Annotated in this window: 13 protein-coding genes and 1 pseudogene; 8 read left to right on the forward strand and 6 right to left on the reverse strand. The window is 66.2% G+C overall.

What is annotated here, in order from left to right; translation table 11 throughout:
- Together ACGI6K_RS21285 and ACGI6K_RS21290 are read left to right on the forward strand one after the other, a co-directional pair.
- Positions 1-3,141: an efflux RND transporter permease subunit gene (locus ACGI6K_RS21285; protein WP_376947479.1), complete on the forward strand. Its 3,141-nt coding sequence runs from the start codon at positions 1-3 to the stop codon at positions 3,139-3,141.
- Positions 3,138-4,688, forward strand: coding sequence for an efflux transporter outer membrane subunit (locus ACGI6K_RS21290; RefSeq protein ID WP_376947477.1), 1,551 nt, complete (start codon positions 3,138-3,140; stop codon positions 4,686-4,688). The genes ACGI6K_RS21285 and ACGI6K_RS21290 overlap by 4 nt, the downstream gene beginning before the upstream one ends.
- 168 nt (positions 4,689-4,856) lie before the next feature.
- Here ACGI6K_RS21290 and ACGI6K_RS21295 read toward each other — a convergent pair whose 3' ends face one another.
- From ACGI6K_RS21295 to ACGI6K_RS21310, 4 genes and pseudogenes are all read right to left on the reverse strand, one after another.
- Positions 4,857-5,075: a 3-hydroxyacyl-CoA dehydrogenase NAD-binding domain-containing protein gene (locus ACGI6K_RS21295; RefSeq protein ID WP_376947499.1), complete on the reverse strand. Its 219-nt coding sequence runs from the start codon at positions 5,073-5,075 to the stop codon at positions 4,857-4,859.
- Positions 5,052-5,384, reverse strand: a pseudogene (locus tag ACGI6K_RS21300) (acetyl-CoA C-acetyltransferase); the annotation flags it as partial. The pseudogene ACGI6K_RS21300 and the gene ACGI6K_RS21295, both read right to left, overlap by 24 nt.
- Before the next feature lie 101 nt (positions 5,385-5,485).
- A complete protein-coding gene (locus ACGI6K_RS21305; RefSeq protein ID WP_376947475.1) occupies positions 5,486-6,142 on the reverse strand; it encodes a CoA transferase subunit B in 657 nt (218 codons plus the stop codon).
- A 29-nt stretch (positions 6,143-6,171) separates the two neighbouring features.
- Complete coding sequence (locus ACGI6K_RS21310; protein ID WP_376947473.1) at positions 6,172-6,870, reverse strand: CoA transferase subunit A; 699 nt, start codon at positions 6,868-6,870, stop codon at positions 6,172-6,174.
- 133 nt (positions 6,871-7,003) lie between these two features.
- Between ACGI6K_RS21310 and ACGI6K_RS21315 the strand changes: the two genes are divergently transcribed.
- On the forward strand, positions 7,004-7,909 hold the full coding sequence (locus ACGI6K_RS21315; RefSeq protein WP_376947471.1) for a LysR family transcriptional regulator: 906 nt from the start codon (positions 7,004-7,006) through the stop codon (positions 7,907-7,909).
- A gap of 241 nt (positions 7,910-8,150) precedes the next feature.
- Positions 8,151-9,125, forward strand: a complete 975-nt coding sequence (locus ACGI6K_RS21320) for a substrate-binding domain-containing protein (RefSeq protein WP_376947469.1) — start codon at positions 8,151-8,153, stop codon at positions 9,123-9,125.
- Between the two features lie 100 nt (positions 9,126-9,225).
- Here the strand turns inward: ACGI6K_RS21320 and lpxO are convergent, their stop codons facing one another.
- Complete coding sequence (gene lpxO, locus ACGI6K_RS21325; RefSeq protein WP_376947467.1) at positions 9,226-10,125, reverse strand: lipid A hydroxylase LpxO; 900 nt, start codon at positions 10,123-10,125, stop codon at positions 9,226-9,228.
- Positions 10,126-10,251: 126 nt separating this feature from the next.
- Between lpxO and ACGI6K_RS21330 the strand changes: the two genes are divergently transcribed.
- The 4 genes from ACGI6K_RS21330 to ACGI6K_RS21345 all read left to right on the forward strand — a co-directional run bounded on the left by ACGI6K_RS21330 (position 10,252) and on the right by ACGI6K_RS21345 (position 15,185).
- Positions 10,252-10,872 (forward strand): phosphoesterase, encoded by a 621-nt coding sequence (locus tag ACGI6K_RS21330; protein WP_376947465.1) that lies wholly within the window; start codon positions 10,252-10,254, stop codon positions 10,870-10,872.
- 121 nt (positions 10,873-10,993) lie between these two features.
- Complete coding sequence (locus ACGI6K_RS21335) at positions 10,994-12,772, forward strand: bifunctional diguanylate cyclase/phosphodiesterase (RefSeq protein ID WP_376947463.1); 1,779 nt, start codon at positions 10,994-10,996, stop codon at positions 12,770-12,772.
- A gap of 128 nt (positions 12,773-12,900) precedes the next feature.
- Positions 12,901-14,598, forward strand: a complete 1,698-nt coding sequence (locus ACGI6K_RS21340) for a methyl-accepting chemotaxis protein (protein WP_376947461.1) — start codon at positions 12,901-12,903, stop codon at positions 14,596-14,598.
- A gap of 173 nt (positions 14,599-14,771) precedes the next feature.
- Positions 14,772-15,185 (forward strand): hypothetical protein, encoded by a 414-nt coding sequence (locus tag ACGI6K_RS21345; RefSeq protein ID WP_376947459.1) that lies wholly within the window; start codon positions 14,772-14,774, stop codon positions 15,183-15,185.
- A gap of 43 nt (positions 15,186-15,228) precedes the next feature.
- On the opposite strand, the gene ACGI6K_RS21350 is transcribed toward ACGI6K_RS21345, so the two are convergent.
- Positions 15,229-15,591: an endonuclease domain-containing protein gene (locus tag ACGI6K_RS21350; RefSeq protein WP_376947497.1), complete on the reverse strand. Its 363-nt coding sequence runs from the start codon at positions 15,589-15,591 to the stop codon at positions 15,229-15,231.
- Between the last annotated feature and the right edge of the window lie 138 nt (positions 15,592-15,729).

Below are 15,729 nucleotides of genomic sequence, written 5' to 3' on the forward strand. Positions count from 1 at the left end.
ATGTCGCGCTTTTTCATCGACCGGCCGATCTTCGCCTGGGTGATCGCCTTGGTGCTCATGCTCGGCGGCGGCCTGGCCATCCTCAAGCTCTCCGTCACCCAGTACCCGAACATTTCCCCGCCGGCCGTGCAGATCAGCGTCACCTATCCCGGCGCCTCGGCGCAGACGGTGCAGGACACCGTGGTGCAGGTGATCGAGCAGCAACTCAACGGCCTCGACGGCCTGCGCTATATTTCCTCGGTCAGCAACGCCGACGGCAGCCTGCAGATCATCGTGACCTTCGAACAGGGCACCAACCCCGACATCGCCCAGGTGCAGGTGCAGAACAAGCTGCAACTGGCCACGCCGATGCTGCCCGAGGAAGTCCAGCGCCAGGGCATCCGGGTGGTGAAATACCAGGTCAACTTCATGATGATCCTCGGCCTGGTGTCCACCGACGGGCGCATGAACGGTTTCGACATGGGCAACTACATCGTCTCCAACCTCCAGGATCCGATCTCGCGGGTCTACGGGGTCGGCGACTTCCAGGTGTTCGGCTCGCAGTACGCGATGCGTATCTGGCTCGACCCGGAGAAGCTCAACAACTACCAGCTCACCCCGCAAGACGTGACCAGCGCGATCAGCGCGCAGAACGTGCAGGTGTCTTCCGGCCAGCTCGGCGGCCTGCCGGCGACCAAGGGCGTGCAACTGAACGCCACGGTAATCGGCAAGACGCGCATGCGCACCGCCGACGAATTCAAGGAAATCCTCCTCAAGGTCAACCGCGACGGCTCGCAGGTCCGCCTCAAGCACGTCGCCGAGGTCGGCCTGAGCGCCGAGAACTTCTCCATCGCCTCCAAGTACAACGGCATGCCGGCCGCCGGCATGGCCCTGCGCCTGGCGCCCGGCGCCAACCTGCTGGAGAGCGTGGCGGCGGTGCGTGCCAGGCTGAATGACCTCAAGCCCTACCTGCCCGAAGGCGTCGAGGTGGTCTACCCCTACGAGACCGCGCCGATGGTCTCCGCCTCCATCAAGGCGGTGGTGCACACCCTGTTCGAGGCCATCGTGCTGGTCTTCCTGGTGATGTACCTGTTCCTGCAGAACTTCCGCGCCACCCTGATCCCCACCCTGGCGGTGCCGGTGGTGCTGCTGGCCACCTTCGGCGTGCTGTTCGCCTGCGGCTTCACCATCAACGTCATGACCATGTTCGCCATGGTGCTGGCCATCGGCCTGCTGGTGGACGACGCCATCGTGGTGGTGGAGAACGTCGAGCGCATCATGGTCGAGGAAGGGCTGTCGCCGAAGGAGGCGACGCGCAAGTCGATGGACCAGATCTCCGGCGCGCTGGTCGGCATCGCCTTGGTGATTTCCGCGGTGTTCCTGCCGATGGCCTTCTTCGGCGGTTCCGCCGGGGTCATCTACCGGCAGTTCTCCATCACCATCATCTCGGCGATGTCCTTCTCGGTGCTGATCGCGCTGATCTTCACCCCGGCCCTCTGCGCCACCCTGCTCAAGCCGGTGGCCAAGGGCGCGCACCACGAGAGGCGTGGCTTCTTCGGCTGGTTCAACCGCACCTTCGAGCGCAGCGCCGACGGCTACCAGCGCAGCGTGGGCGGCATCACCAGGCGCCGCTGGAGCTTCATGCTGGTCTACCTGCTGCTGATCGGCAGCGTCGCCTACCTGTTCCTCAGGCTGCCCGGCTCCTTCCTGCCCAACGAGGACCAGGGCACCATGTTCGTGCAGATACAGTTGCCGCCGAACTCTAGTGCCGAGCGCACCGAGGCAGTGCTCGCCGAAACGCGCGACTACCTGCTCAAGGACGAGGGCGATACCGTGGCCTCGGTGTACAGTATCAACGGCTTCAACTTCGCCGGCCGCGGGCAGAGCTCGGGCCTGCTGTTCATCAACCTCAAGCCCTTCAGCGAACGGCCCAGGCCCGAGCAGAACATCTTCGCCCTGGCCCAGCGCGCGGCCGTGCGCTACGCGCGGATCAAGGACGCCAACGTGATTCCGGTGGTGCCGCCGGCGGTGCGCGAGATGGGCAACGCCACCGGCTTCGACCTCTTCCTGCAGGACTACGGTGGCCTCGGCCACGAGGCGCTGATGGCGGCGCGCAACCAGCTCCTCGGGATGGCCGCCAAGGAGCCGACGCTGACCATGGTGCGTCCCAACGGCATGAACGACGAGGCACAGTACCAGGTGATCATCGACGACGAGAAGGCCCGCGCGCTGCAGGTCTCCATCGAGGACATCAACGAAACCATGTCGGTGGCCTGGGGTTCTTCCTACGTCAACGACTTCATCGACCGCGGCCGGGTCAAGCGGGTCTACGTGCAGGGCAAGCAGGATTCGCGCGTGGGTCCGGAAGACTTCGACAAATGGTACGTGCGCAACTCCGAAGGCGGCATGGTGCCCTTCTCGGCCTTCGCCAGGGGCCAGTGGATCTACGGCTCGCCCAAGCTGGAACGCTACAACGGCATCTCCTCGGTGGAGGTTCTCGGCCAGCCGGCGCCCGGCTACAGCACCGGCGACGCCATGGCCGTGATGAACCGCCTCGCCGCCCAGTTGCCGTCGGGCATCGGCATCGCCTACACCGGCCTGTCCTACGAGGAGCTGGCCGCCGGCTCGCAGGCGCCGGCGCTCTACGCGCTGTCGCTGCTGATCGTATTCCTCTGCCTGGCGGCGCTGTACGAAAGTTGGTCGATTCCTTTCTCGGTGATACTGGTGGTGCCGCTCGGAGTGCTCGGCGCGGTCGGCGCCACGCTCTTGCGCGGGCTGTCCAACGACGTGTTCTTCCAGGTCGGCATGCTCACCACCATGGGCCTGGCGGCGAAGAATGCGATCCTCATCGTCGAGTTCGCCAAGGATCTGTACGAGCACCAAGGCCGCAGCCTGATGCAGGCCGCCTGCGAGGCCGCGCGCCTGCGCCTGCGGCCGATCATTATGACCTCTATCGCCTTCGCCCTCGGCGTGCTGCCGCTGGCCACCGCCACCGGCCCCGGCAGCGGCAGCCAGCACTCGATCGGCACCGGTGTGCTCGGCGGGACCCTGGCGGCAACCTTCCTGGCGATCTTCTTCGTGCCGCTGTTCTACGTCGTGGTGGTCGGATTGTTCGAGCGGAAAAAAGACAAGGCGGCCGAAACCGAAGGAGTGATGGCATGAAACACGGATACCTGACCCTGGCGGCCGCCTGCGCCCTGGCACTGCCGGGTTGCACCCTGATCCCCGACTACCTGCGCCCGGCCGCGCCGGTCGAGGCCGCCTGGCCGGAGGGGGCCGCCTATGCGCCGGAGCTGCCGGCCAGCGTGCCGGCCGCGGATGTCGGTTGGGAGGAGTTCTTCCGCGATCCGGCGCTCAAGCGGCTGGTCGAGCTGGCCCTGGACAACAACCGCGACCTGCGCCAGGCGATCCTCAACGTGGACGCCTACCGGGCGCTGTACCGCGTGCAGCGTTCCGACCTGTTCCCCAAGCTCGGCGTGGAAGGCACCCAGAGCCGTCAGCGCTGGCCGGCCGATTACCGCAGCGGCGGCGGCGGTGGCAGCGGCGGCGGCGGCAGCGGCGGCAGCGGTGGCGGCATTTCGGGCGGTAGCTCGACCACCACCACCACCACCACCACCACCATGAAAGCCGAACCTTTCATCCAGACCCACCACTCGGTGACCTTCGGCACCAGCTCCTGGGAAATGGACTTCTTCGGTCGCATCCGCAGCCTCACCGAGCAGACCCTGGAAGACTACCTGGCCATTGAGGAAAACCGGCAGAACGTACATATCGTCCTGGTCGGCGACGTGGCCACCGCCTACTTCGCCTGGCGCACCGACCAGGCCCTGCTCAAGCTGACCGAAGCGACCCTGGCCAGCTACGAGGAAAGCCTCGCGCTGATCGAAGCCAGCGAGGAAGTCGGCGTCTCCTCGCAGCTCGACGTGCGCCAGGCGCACACCTTGGTGGACCAGGCCCGCGCGCAGAAGGCGCTCTACACCCGGCAGATCGCCGAGGACGTCAACGCCCTGCGCCTGCTGATCGGTGGTCCCTTCCCGAGCGACTTGCCGACCGGCCTCGACGTCAACGACGAGATGCTCGCCGACTTCCCCGCCGGGCTGCCCTCCGACCTGCTGCTGCGCCGGCCGGACATCCGCGCCGCCGAACACCGCCTGCAGGCCGCCAACGCCAGCATCGGCGCGGCGCGCGCGGCGTTCTTCCCGAGCGTCACCCTGACCGCGCGGGCGGGTACCGCCAGTCGCGAGCTGTCGGGTCTGTTCGACGCCGGCTCCGGCACCTGGAACGCCGTGCCGACGATCAATATTCCGATCTTCACCTTCGGGCAGCTCAAAGGGAATCTGGAGTACGCCAAGCTACAGAAGGAAATCAACGTCGCCGCCTACGAGTACAGCATCCAGACCGCCTTCCGCGAGGTCGCCGACGGCCTGGCCGCGCGCGGCACCTACGACGCCCAGCTCAAGGCCCAGGGCGATCTGGTCGACAACAACCAGGTCTACTACGATCTTGCCCGTCAGCGCTATGAGGAAGGCGTCGACAGCTACCTGTCGGTGCTCGACGCCCAGCGCGAACTCTTCTCCGCCCAGCAGCAACTGCTTAACGACCGCCTCCAGCAACTGAACAGCGAAGTCGGCCTGTACAAGGCGCTCGGCGGCGGCTGGGAACGCAACAGCGTCGCGGGCGCGACCACCACGGCAGCCGCCACGCCATAACGGCCGGCCCGTACCCGTAACGGGCACAGGCCGCTCCCGCGAGGTTGGCCGATAGCGGCCCGCCGGATCTTTCTACTTCGCCAGCCGCTCCGGCTCCGCCCGCCTCTCATGGCTCCGGGCAAGCCCAGGCGGCAGACAATCGGCGGCCCCGTCTAGCACCACGACGACTTACAGATTCGTTCCAGCCAGCAGCGTCCGGACATACGCCAGATGCTCGCCGCGAGTCTGGCGGCCCGCAACCACCGCCACCAGCGGAACACGGTGCGGCGGGCTGCAAAAATGGGCAATCAGCAACCGGCCGGGATGGCGCATGCCCTCGGCCAGCCACTCGGGAGCCAGGCCGCCGCTGTCGCCGGCGACGACCGCCTCGGCATCACCGCAGTGGATCGCCCAGGCCGCCAGGTGCAGAGCGTTGAGGCCGGAGCCGTAGACCTTGTTGACGGTCATAGCCGGCACGCTCTGCGCCAACCCCACCTTCAGCGTGGTGTGCCGGGCGATTCTGTTCCGCCCTGGCGGTCAGCATCTGACTGAGGATGACTTCGTCCCCACCTCGGTCGGCGCCAATCCGCTGCGCTCGAGCAGAGCGCGGATGACGACGACGCCCAGCTCGACCGCCGGCACTTGTGCCAAGCTGCCCTGGAAACTGCCGATGGCGGTGCGGGCGGCGGCGACTATCACTACTTCCTGTTCTTGCATGTCTCGATCTCTCCGATGTCTCGCCCCATCCCGTAGGCGCTGAACCGGCTCCCTCTCTTTTCGGGGAGAAGGCTGGAGAAAGGGTCGCTGCAAAACCAAAATCAGAAGGTCATTTCGACCACATCGTCCGGCACGATCAGCCGACCGGCGGTCCTGGCGACGATCTCCTCGACGCTCACTCCCGGCGCGCGCTCCCTGAGCACGAAGGCGCCGTTGTCGATCTCCAGGTAAGCCAGATCGGTGAGCACCCGGCGGATGCAGCCGGCGCCGGTCAGCGGCAACGAGCAGCGCTGCAGCAGCTTGGACTCGCCGTCCTTGGAGGCGTGGGTCATGGTGACGATGATGTTGTCGGCGCCGGCCACCAGATCCATAGCGCCGCCCATGCCCTTGACCAGCTTGCCGGGGATCATCCAGGAAGCGATGTTGCCCTCGACGTCCACCTCGAAGGCGCCGAGCACCGTCAGGTCGACGTGGCCACCGCGGATCATGGCGAAGGATTCGGCGGAGGAGAAAATCGAGGCGCCGGGCCGGGCCGTGACGGTCTGCTTGCCGGCGTTGATCATGTCGGCGTCGATTTCCGTCTCGCTGGGGAAGGCGCCCATGCCGAGCAGGCCGTTCTCCGACTGCAGCATCACGTCCATGCCCTCGGGTACGTGGTTGGCCACCAGGGTGGGGATGCCGATCCCCAGGTTGACGTAGTAGCCGTCCTTCAATTCGCGCGCCACGCGCCGGGCCATCTGTTCGCGGGAAAGTGCCATAGGAGTCTCTCTTCTTATATCGGATGGGGTCAGGCGCGGACGGTACGCTGTTCGATGCGTTTCTCGAAATGGCCGAGGATCACGCGGTCGACATAGATGCCGGGGGTGTGGATCTGGCTGGGTTCCAGTTCGCCGGGTTCGACGATCTCCTCCACCTCGACCACGGTGATCCGCCCGGCGGTGGCCACCACCGGATTGAAGTTCTGCGCGGTATGGCGGTAGACGACGTTGCCGAAGTGATCGGCCTTCCAGCCCTTGACGATGGCGAAGTCGCCGCTGATCGCCTCTTCGAGGATGTAACGCCGGCCGCGGAACTCGCGGACCTCCTTGCCCTCGGCGACCGGGGTGCCGTAGCCGGTCGCGGTGTAGAAGGCGGGAATGCCCGCGCCGCCAGCACGCAGCTTTTCGGCCAGAGTGCCCTGCGGGGTCAGTTCGACCTCCAGCTCGCCGTCGAGCAACTGGCGCTCGAATAGAGCGTTCTCGCCAACGTAGGAGGCGATCATCTTGCGGATCTGCCGTTTTTCGAGCAGCACGCCCAGGCCAAAGCCGTCGATGCCGCAGTTGTTGGAAACTACCGTCAGCCCCTTGACCCGCCGACGGCGGATCTCGGCGATCAGGTTTTCCGGGATACCGCACAGACCGAAGCCGCCGGCCAGGACGGTCATGCCGTCGGTGAGCCCTGCCAGGGCCTCTTCGTAGGTATTCACGCGCTTGTCGAGTCCAGCCATGCCGTTCTGCCTCTTTGTTGTTGTTCTGTCCCGTGGCGCCTGCCGAGGGACGTCTTTGGTGAGGGCAGTGTCGTGCGTCACGACTTATTTGTTAATTTTGATTTACCAATACATTGATTTGGAAAACCAATGAATGACCCTCAAGCAGTTGCGCGCCTTCCTCGCCGTGGCGCAAACCCGCAGCTTCGCCCAGGCGAGTGAGCGCCTGCACCTGTCCCAACCGGCGCTGAGCCTGACGATCAAGGCCCTGGAAGAGTCCCTGGGCGGGCGCTTGCTCAGCCGCACCACCCGCAGCGTGACGCTGACCCCGGAAGGCGAGAGCCTGGAGCCGCTCGCCCGGCAACTGCTGGCCGACTGGGACAACGCCGAGGAAATGCTCCGCCAGCGCTTCACCCTGCAGCTCGGCAAGGTATCCGTGGCCGCCATGCCGTCCTTCGCCGGCAACCCGCTGCCGGCGACGCTGAAAGTCTTCCGCGGCCGGTACCCGCAAGTGAACGTGACGGTGCACGACGTCATCCACGAGCAGGTCATCGAGATGGTGCGTAACCGCCGGGTTGAACTGGGCATCGCTTTCGAACCGGACGCCCCGGACGGCCTGGCGTTCGATGCGCTGTACACGGATCGCTTCGTCGCCGTGCTGCCGCCCGACTCGGCGCTGGCCGGACGGCCGTGGCTGAGCTGGGCCGAGTTGCTCGAAGAAGACTTCATCGCCCTGCAACGCCCATCCACCGTGCGCCTGTTGCTAGAACGGCACCTGGCGGCGCACGGGGAAAGGCTGCCAATCGCCTTCGAGAGCCATCAGTTGGCCACGATCGGACGCATGGTCGCCAGCGGCCTGGGGGTGAGCGTGGTGCCCTCGCTGTGCATCCGCCAGATGCGGGAGTTGGGCGCCCGTTGCGTGGCCCTGCACGAACCGGTCATCGAACGGCGCCTCGGCCTGCTGACCCTGGCCGATCACGAGTTGTCGACCGCCGCGCAGGCCCTGCGCGGGGTGTTGCTGGAAAGCATTGATGCCCATCGGCTGGGCGACCCATCCTGAGCGTCACGGCCATCCGGGGCATGCGCGGACTCTTCCCTCCATGAATGCAGAAAGCGGAGCGCCCGGCCCGGCCTTCGCGAGCAGTGCGGATGCCCGGCGAGCGCCCCTGTTATAAAGTCGCCTGTACAGGAACAGAACCCGCAGACAGGACGCATCCATGACGCACCCCGAGCCGGCGCCTTTTACATCGAGCCACCGGAGCCCGGCGCGAGCCGCGCTGGCAACAGGACTCCGCCTCGCCATGGCGGTTCTGTTCCATGGACTGCTGTTCGCCGTCCCCGCCGAGGCCGAGTCCCTGCGGTTCGCCCTGGTCGCCAAGCGCAACGACCAGCACCACTGCATGCTGAGCGGGAAAGGTTGTGCCGAGGCCGCCCAGGCCCAGGGCGATACCTGCCTGTTTCTGGGCGCCCCCGGATCGCCGCATTTCCGGCGCCAGAACAAGGCCCTGGAGCAGACCCTCGCCCGCGATCTGGACGGCATCGCCTTGGCGGTGACGCACTCGAAATGGCTGGCCGAACACGCCTTGCAGGGGATAGGACGAGTGCCCCTGGTCACCTTCGAAACGGATCTGGAGCCGGCGGAACGGCACTTGCGCAAGGGCTACGTCGGGCTCGACAACCTAGCCTTCGGCCACCGGCTGGGCGAACTGGCTCAACGCTTGAAACCGCAGGGCGGAAGGCTGTGCATCCTGCAGGACAACCTCTGGAGCACCAATCAGCACGAGCGTCTCCAGGGAATCCGCCAGCGCCTCGGCGGCGCCGGGGTCACCGACCAGTTGCACGGCGAGAACGGCTGGAGCGAACCCCACCGCTGTCCGCTGAATCGCGCGGAGACGCCCGAGAACGCCGTGCTGCAACTGGCCGACCTGCTGAGCGCTGACCAATTCGACGTCATCATAAGCCTGGGCATGTGGCCCGTTTACAAGGTCGATGCCTACCGACGGCATATCGGCCCGGCGCTCGCCGAACTCGAGAAGACGGGCAGGCGCCCCGTCATCATCATTGCCACGTCCGAGCCCGACGCGGCGCAGCACGCCTTGCTCGACGAAGGGTTGGTACAGGCCTATGTGGACATGAACAGCCGCGAGATCGGTCGCCAGAGCTACTGGATGCTCAAGCGCTTGGCGCGGGGCGAGAGCGTTCCCGAGCAGGTGCTGGTCGACCATTTCGAGGTCTATCTACCCCGCTCGTCGCCGGAAATCCGTGCGGCGCCTTGAGAGTCCGGCGGTCTTCGCAGGCAGTGGGAGCGGTGTCCGGCCGCGCCGGAAACGGAACGGGCCACCCGAGGTGGCCCGTTCCATGCGTTCGGAACAGCGCTCAACTGAGCAGGAACAGCCCGAACAGAGCGCCCAGCATCCCCCACTTCAGCGTGTAGTAGAGGCTGCGGCTACGCTTTTTCAGTGCCTTGCCCTGCAGGCGCAGCCAGTACAGGTACTTGAAGGCCCGGTTCACCCCGCCGGTCTTGTCGCCGACATCGTTGGGCGAGCTGGCGGCGGCCATCACCGTGCGGCTGAACCAGCGGTTCAGCGCGGTCGCCCAGCCATACTTCAGGGGGCGCTCTATGTCGCAAAAGAAGATCAGCCGATCCTTGTCGGTGGTGTTCTCCACATGGTGGATGTAGGTCTCGTCGAACACCACCGCCTCGCCGTCCCTCCAGGCGTAGGTCTGCCCGTCGACGCTGATGAAGCAGCCCGGATCGTTGGGAGTGGACAGGCCCAGGTGGTAGCGCAGCGAACCAGCGTAGGGGTCGCGGTGGCGCACCAGCTTCGAGTGCGCCGGCATCAGAGTGAACATCGCCGCCTTCACCGAGCCGACCTCCTGCAACAGCGCGATGGTCTTCGGACACAGCTTGCTGGCCGAGGGATGGCTGTCGCCGTACCACTTCAGGTAGAAGCGCTTCCAGCCGCTTTTGAAGAAGGAGTTGAAGCCGGCATCGTTGTAGGTGTCGGAGCGCTTGATCTCCCCGGCCTGGAACAGCGCCAGCGCCTCTTCGCGGATACTTTCCCAGTTGTCCTGGAAACGCTTCATCTCGGGGAATTCGTCGGGCGACAGGTAGGGCCTGTTGGGAACGCTGGAGGTCAGGTACAGGAGAGTGTTCAGCGGTGCCAGGAAGCTCGAGTGATCGGTAATCTGACGGGTGAGCTTGTGGCGGACCCGGCCACGCAGATGCACATAGCCGACGGAAAAGACCAGAACTGAAAGGATGAGGTACTTCACGGCGCTTAAGATTATGTCTGGAAAAAGAAGAAGACCCATGCTACGCCGGACGGCAACGAGATGCCATCGGCCAGGGGGACGGGCGCCCGTGCCGTGCGGCCGTCCGCGCCTGGACGGGGAAGCGGCATGCTACCCGAGAGCCTGACCCGCTATTCCGACCTGTCGGTGATGCTGCCCGCGGCCGCGGTGATCGCGCTCTGGCTGCTGGCCGGAAGATCGCCGCGGGCGCTGGCGGCCTGGCTGGTCACCCTGCTCGCCTGCTACTTGCCGGTCGCCGCGAGCAAGCTCGCCTTCAAGGGCTGGGGCCTGGGCGTACGCTGGCTCGATCTCACGGTCATCAGCGGCCAGGCGACGAACGCGACCCTGATGCTAACCGTCCTGGGCAGCCTGCTGGTCCGCCGTTTCCGTCCCCTCTGGCGCTGGCCCGCGACCCTGGCGGCGCTAGCCGTGGCCTGGTGTTACGGCTTGTTTCAGATCGCCGCTGCCTCGCATCCGCGTTCCGAAGCCATCGCCGGCTGCCTGCTCGGCACGTTCGGCGCACTGTTCTTCTTACGCTATCTCGACAGGCTCGCGCCGCGCCGCGTCCCGACCGGCCTGCTGGTTCTCGGCCTGCTCGCCATTGGTGTCGCTACCCAGGCCCCACGGCTGCCGGTCGAGGTCTGGCTGGACCGCCTGGCGATGTCCCTGTCCGGCCGCCCGGTGGCCTTCGCCCCGGCCGACTGGCGCGAGCCCGAACCGGTGCCCTGAGCGGGCACCGACGCCCACCGGCGCAGCGGTCGCGAACGTCATACTAGCGTCATGGATTTGTCGTGCAATACCGGCCATCGCGATATGGCACTTTGCCTTAACCTGCGAAAGGGGCTCTTCCATGACCGTCACCGAGCAGTTGAGCGCCCTGGACCTGATCCTCGCCCAGGGCACCCTGAATACCCTTTTCCAGCCCATCCTCAGCCTCTCGGAACAGCGCATCCACGGCTACGAAGCCCTCAGTCGCGGTCCCTCCAACAGTCCCCTGCACACGCCCATGCCGCTGTTCGGCGCCGCCCGCCACGCCGGCCGCCTCGGTGAACTGGAAGCCCTGTGCCGGAAGAACGCCTACCGGCGCTTCCAGGAACTTAACCTCGACGGCCGGCTGTTCCTCAACGTCTCGCCGGAGGTGCTGCTCGAACCGGAACGGCGCACCGGGCACACCCTGGAACTGCTGAACGAGCTGGGCATCCCGCCCCACAAGGTGGTGATCGAGCTAACCGAACAGACCCCCATCAAGGACTTCGCCCTGCTCGATGCGGCGCTCTACTACTACCGCGCCATGGGTTTCTCCATCGCCCTCGACGACCTCGGCGCCGGCTACGCCGGCCTGCGCCTGTGGTCCGAACTGCGTCCTGACTACGTGAAGATCGACCGCCACTTCATCGACGGCATCGACCGCGCCCCGCTCAAGCGCGAATTCGTCGACTCCATTCTGCGCATGGCTAGGGCCTCCCGAGCGCGGATCATCGCCGAGGGCATCGAGCGCCCGGAGGAACTGGCCACCCTGGTCGAGATGGGCGTCGACCTGCTGCAGGGCGACCTGTTCGCTCGCCCCACGGAGCGCCCGGACAGCGAACCCTGCCAATGCCTGCCGCACCCCAGGCCGGCCGGCGCGCTGCCCATCGAGGACGACGCGAGCCTCGCCGCGCTGCTCATCGAACAGCCGGGAGTGGCCGACGTCACGCCGGTCGCCGAAGTCCTCGAACTGTTCCGCCGCCAGGCCTCGCTGAACACCCTGGCGGTCCTCGACGCCGAGCGGCGACCGATCGGCGTGGTCCAGCGCCAAGCGCTGTCCAACATCATGCTCAAGCCCTTCGGCCCCGAGCTGTTCGCCCGCAAGCCGATCCGGCGGCTGATGGACGAGGATTTCCTCGCCGTCGAGCAGACGCATTCCCTGCAACAAATCAGCCGCCTGCTGACTGGCCACGCCCGTCAGAGCATCGAGGAAGACTTCGTGATCACCAAGGACGGCCGCTACCTGGGCATCGGCCGGGCCATCGACGTGCTCAGGCTGATCACCGAGCAGCGGCTGCAACAGGCGCGCCACGCCAACCCGCTGACCCTGCTACCAGGCAACGTGCCGATCCAGCAGTGCCTGACCCGCCTGCTGCAGAACCCGCGCGAAGCGCTGGTCTGCTACGTCGACATCGACCACTTCAAGCCGTTCAACGACTGCTACGGCTACGCCAAGGGCGACGAGGTGCTACTCGACCTGGCCCGCTGCCTGGCCGAACAGATCGACCCGCAGTGCGATTTCCTCGGCCACATCGGCGGCGACGACTTCCTGCTGGTGCTGACCTCCCCCGACTGGCGACGGCGCCTGGCCCGCCTGCAGGAGGAATTCCCGATGCGTTGCCGGCGTCTCTACCGCAGCGAGCACCTGGAGGCCGGCTGCTTCGGCAGCCACGACCGCCAGGGCCACCGGCACGAGTTCCCGCTGCTCAGCCTATCGCTGGGCGCCGTTCACCTGTTTCCCGAAGCCTGTACGCAACTGGATACCGCGCAACTCGCCGAGCTGGCCTCCAGCGCCAAGCGACGGGCTAAGGCCCTGCCCGGCAACAGTCTGACGGTGATCGACACCCGCCGGCTGGCGCGGGAGCCGAAAGGCTTCACCTGATCCACGCCGCGCCCGGCCACGTGTGGGCGAGCCCGGCTCCGGCGCGGCGCGTTCGCCGCCGGGCCGGCGAAAAAACAGAAGGCGCAGGCCCGATCCGGCGCCGCACACCAGTCGTTACGGAGAACTCCATGCAGAACTTCTTGCGCAATCTGAGCATCAGGGCCATGGTCACCACTACCCTGGTCTGTTTCACGCTCCTGATCGGCCTCGTCGCCGCGCTGGGCTATACCGGCACCGACATGGCCAACCGGGCTCTCGAAGACCGTACGCGCACCGCCACCCGCATCGACCTGCTGCGCCAGATCGACACGCTGCGCCTGAAAGTCTTCGCCCACCTGGAGGCCTACGGCAAGATGAGTTCCGTCGGCCTGGTCGGCATGGTCGAGCGGCAGCGGCAGGAGGTCGAACTCAAGGAGCTGCTCGGCACGGCCGGCACGTCCCTGACGACTTTCAAGGCCCTGCCACCGTTCGACGAGGAGGACGGGCGCCAGCGCCTGGAAAAGGTGGCCGCCGATCTCGAAGAATCCCTGGCGGCGCTCGACAGGCAATTGCTGGCCTGGAAGGAGGACGACAGCGGCACCTTCGACCAGCTCGAGGACGACATGATCTTCAAACGCGGCCCCCAGGTCGCCCAGGGTCTAGCGGAAGCCATGGCCTTCCTCGAAAGCCACGGCACGTGGCAACTGGACGACTATCACGCCAGCCTCGAGGGCTTCGCCATCGTCGGCGGCGTCGCGCTGGCCATCGCTCTGTTCCTGATCCTGGCCCTGCGGGCGATGCTGATGGGCTTCGTGGTCCACCCGGTGAACGAGGCGATGGAGCATGTGCAGCGCCTGGCCCGCGCCGATTTGTCGCAGCCGATCCCGGTGACCTCGCGCAACGAGATCGGCCGGTTGCTCGGCGCGCTGGGCGAGATGCAGGAAAGCCTGGCGCGGATCGTCACCAGCGTGCGCGCCGGCAGCGGTTCGATCCTGGTCGGCGCGCAACAGATCGCCAGCGGCAACGCCGACTTGTCCTCGCGCACCGAGCAGCAGGCTGCCTCGCTGGAGGAAACCGCGGCGAGCATGGAAGAGCTGACCGCGACGGTGAAGCAGAACGCCGACAACGCCCGCCAGGCCAGCGCGCTGGCCAACGATGCGTCGGGCACCGCCGGCCAGGGCCGCGAGGTGGTCGGTCGGGTGGTGGAGACGATGCGCGAGATCAGCGACAGCTCGGCGCAGATCACCAAGATCGTCGGGGTCATCGACTCGATCGCCTTCCAGACCAATATCCTGGCGCTGAACGCCTCGGTGGAGGCGGCGCGTGCCGGCGAGCAGGGCCGCGGCTTCGCGGTGGTGGCCGACGAGGTGCGCAACCTGGCCGGCCGTTCGGCGGAGGCGGCGCGGGAGATCAAGGCGCTGATCGAGGCCTCCAGCAAGCGGGTCGGCGACGGCTCGCAACTGGTCGAGCAGGCCGGGCGGACCATGGAAGAGGTGGTGAAGGCGGTGCAGCGGGTGACCGACATCATCGACGAAATCTCGGCGGCCTCGAACGAACAGAGCGAGGGGATCGCCCAGGTGAACACGGCGGCCGCGCAGATGGACGAGGTGACCCAGCAGAACACGACGCTGGTGCAGGAGGCGTCGACGGCCTCGGCCTCGCTAGCCGAACAGGCGCGGCACCTGGAAGAGGCAGTGGCGGTGTTCCAGTTGGCCATGGAAGCGCCGCACGCGGCACGGCAGGAAATCCCGGAACGGAACGACGCCGCGCCGGAGCGGCCGGCGCTGCCGAGAGCAGCCGCCAGCCCGGCCTTGAGCATCGTCGGAGGGCACTGGGAAGCGTTCTGAAATAACCGTCTTTGCGCCACGCCAGGCAATAGCCAGGCCGAACTTATGGAAATCGGTGCGAACCAAAAACCGAATTCGGAAACAAATCATTTAATTGCTCGCCGTGTTTACTGCTGTTCGGGAAGACCTGCGTGCAAGTCCAGCCGTACCCGAGAAAACAAGGAGACCGCGCCATGAAAGCTTTCATAGCCAGCGCTACAGGAGTGGCCGCCATCGTCGGCGGCATCTATTTGCACGAACAGGCCCGCCAGGAAAACCAGGAACTGTACGAACAATTCGCGTCCAGCATGGTGGCCCGACATGACGGCATGATCTGGAACGCCCAGATGGGCAGAGTCTGCGACCTGGAGTTCGATGGACGCTCCGGCGACGAAGGCATCCGCCGCTATCTGGCATGCGAAAAACGCATGCTCAATCCGGCTGAGCTGCGCAAGTCCCTGGCGTTGAGCTCCTGGCTCAAGACCTGCAGCCGTATCGAAGACTTCGACCTACTGACCAAGTGCTTTGCCCAGGCCGTCGACCAGTCGGTCGAAGACATCGGAAACGCCCGCACCGCGGCCTTGGCGCCCGAGCACAAAGGCTTGTAAGAATCGTCCATGACCCGGTCCTCTCCTCCAACCCCTTTTCTGCTCACGGAAGAGGGGTTGGAGGAGAGGACCGGGCGCGGGCTCGCTCCACCCCCAGGCGAATCCGCTCCAGCACGGCCTCCGTCTGCTGCAACACCTGGTGATTCCAGAAACGCAGCACCATAAAATCCCGCTCCCGCAGCCAATCGTCCCGGCGCTGGTCATAGGCCACCTGCCTGGCGTGCTGGCCGCCATCCAGTTCGACGATCAGGCGCAGTTCCATGCAGACGAAGTCGACGATGTAACGGCCCAGCGGTGCCTGCCGCCTGAATTTCAGCCCCAGAAAACGATGGGCACGCAGGTGATACCAGAGGCGCTGCTCGGCCTCGGTCATTCCGCGCCGCAACGCCCGTGCCCGGTCACGCATTTGCTCGTCCATGAACCGCCCTCTCCCCAACCCCTCTCCCGCACGCGGGAGAGGGGCTATTCGTGCTGAATCCGGCCTGCGCCCATTCGTACCGGATCGCCCCGCACAACTCTCCTCCCCCGTTCACAGAAAGGGCGC

Origin of the sequence: Azorhizophilus paspali (assembly GCF_043587585.2) — a bacterium.
In the GTDB taxonomy this organism is placed as follows: domain Bacteria; phylum Pseudomonadota; class Gammaproteobacteria; order Pseudomonadales; family Pseudomonadaceae; genus Azotobacter; species Azotobacter paspali.